This is a genomic window from Ideonella azotifigens (genome assembly GCF_006519715.1).
Lineage (GTDB): Bacteria > Pseudomonadota > Gammaproteobacteria > Burkholderiales > Burkholderiaceae_C > Ideonella > Ideonella azotifigens.
Map to the genome: position 1 here is coordinate 1 of NZ_VIDT01001137.1, position 1148 is coordinate 1148.

The 1148-nt window shown below is 69.8% G+C and carries 1 protein-coding gene and 1 pseudogene; both read right to left on the reverse strand.

Translation table 11 applies throughout. The annotated features are described in order from the left end of the window. Positions 1-363, reverse strand: a 363-nt coding sequence (locus FKP22_RS31150; RefSeq protein ID WP_141292032.1) for a TetR/AcrR family transcriptional regulator, incomplete at its 3' end; no start/stop codon positions are given. A gap of 97 nt (positions 364-460) precedes the next feature. Beyond that, positions 461-1148 (reverse strand): annotated as a pseudogene (locus FKP22_RS31155) (AsmA-like C-terminal region-containing protein); the annotation flags it as partial.

The following is a 1148-nucleotide window of genomic DNA, read 5'->3' on the forward strand; positions in this document are numbered from 1 at the left end:
CTGGCGCGGCATGTCGCAGCCCAGCGCCGCCACCGGGCAGCCGGCGTCCAGCGACTTCAGCAGGTCGTCCGCCAGGTAGCTCTCGACCAGCGAGCGAAAGGCGCTGTGGCCCTTCAGTGCATGCCGCTCGGCGGCCTTGCCGAGGTTTTCCACGCTCTCGCGCCCGGCACGTTCCAGTGCGGCCACCAGCAAGGCATCGCGCGAGTCGAAGTGGGCGTAGAAGCCGCCGTGGGTCAGGCCGGCTTCCTTCATGACCTCGGCCACGCCGACGCCGGCATAGCCGCGCAGGCGGATGGCCCGTGCTGCGGCTTCGACGATGCGATCGTGGCTTTCGGCCTTGCGACTCTGGGGCGTGCGACTCATGAGGGGATTCAGCAAAATATGACGAGCATCATATTTAAGCTGCGAACCCCCGTCAAGCGGGATGGCAGCCGGCGCCGTGAAGGGCCGGCTGCGTGGCTCAGCGCTTGCCGGTGATGCGCTCGGCCACGTTGCGGCAGGCCAGGTCGGCCTCCTGCGCGGCCTTCTCGTCGCCGGTGTCGATCAGCGGGATGATCGCGGCCAGCGGGTTCACGAAGGCCAGCAGCACGCTGGGCACGATCTTTTCGAGCAGCGGGCCCTTCTCGATCGAGAAGCCCGGCGAGGCCAGCGTGCCGGTCAGGCGCACGGGGCTGCGCAGGCTGATGGGCGTGCCGTCCTTGGGCGAGACCAGCGCGCGCAGGCCCAGCTGTTCGGTCTTCAGCGACATCTCGCCGTCCACCCACAGCGTCGAGTCATGCGTGTCGATCACCAGCGGCATGGGCTTGACCACGCCGTTGTTGAAGGCCAGCGAGCCGGCGCCGCAGCGCACCTGCAGCGGCTCGTCACCCGAGATCAGCCGGCCCAGCGACTGCGCAAGGTCCAGCCCCGCGGCTTCGACCAGCAGATGCGAAACGGTGCCGCGGGTCCACAGCACCTGGGCCTGGCCGGTGGCGCTGCCGAGGATCTGCGCGGTCGAGCGGCCGGTCCCGTCCAGCTTGATGCGGCCGGCCAGGCGGCCGCTGGCATAGGGTGCGGCCGGGCCCTTAGTGCCGGCCTTGACCGGCTCGCCGCCCTTGATGGCGCGCAGCACCTTGTCCTTGGTTGTGGGATCCTCGCCTGGCTTGGCG